The sequence below is a fragment of the Brevundimonas sp. Root1423 genome (assembly GCF_001426805.1).
The window spans coordinates 9,786-10,379 of record NZ_LMFL01000068.1 but is presented as its reverse complement, the minus strand read 5'-3'; the positions used below and the strand labels follow the sequence as shown (position 1 = coordinate 10,379).

Annotated in this window: 1 protein-coding gene; it reads right to left on the bottom strand. The window is 63.0% G+C overall.

Features of this window, described 5'->3' with window-relative positions; translation table 11 throughout:
• Positions 1-594: AAA family ATPase (locus ASD25_RS32590; RefSeq protein ID WP_235562903.1), on the bottom strand; the 594-nt coding region annotated here is incomplete at both ends.

Below are 594 nucleotides of genomic sequence, written 5' to 3'. Positions count from 1 at the left end.
TCGCGCACGCCGCCCAGCGACATGCGGATGTATTCCCGGCCGGTGGCCTTGGCGATCGACTTGGCCAGCGAGGTCTTGCCGACGCCCGGAGGGCCGACGAGGCACAGGATMGGSCCCTTCAGGCTGTTGGTGCGCGCCTGGACGGCCAGATATTCGATGATCCGTTCCTTGACCTTCTCGAGGCCGTAGTGGTCCTCCTCGAGGATGGCCTCGGCCTTGTCGAGGTCGATCGGCTTGGTCTTGGCCTTGCCCCACGGGATCGACAGCAGCCAGTCGAGGTAGTTCCGCACCACCGTCGATTCCGCCGACATCGGGCTCATGTTGCGCAGYTTCTTGACCTCGGCCTCGGCCTTGRTSCGGGCTTCCTTGGASAGGCGCGTCTTACGRATGCGCTTCTCCAGCTCCATGATCTCGTCGCGGGCGTCGTCGGTCTCGCCCARCTCGCGCTGGATCGCCTTCATCTGCTCGTTSAGATAATATTCGCGCTGGGTCTTCTCCATCTGGCGCTTCACGCGCGAGCGGATCTTCTTCTCGACCTGCAGGACGGARATCTCGCCCTCCATCAGGCCGTAGACCTTCTCTGAAATCTGGTCC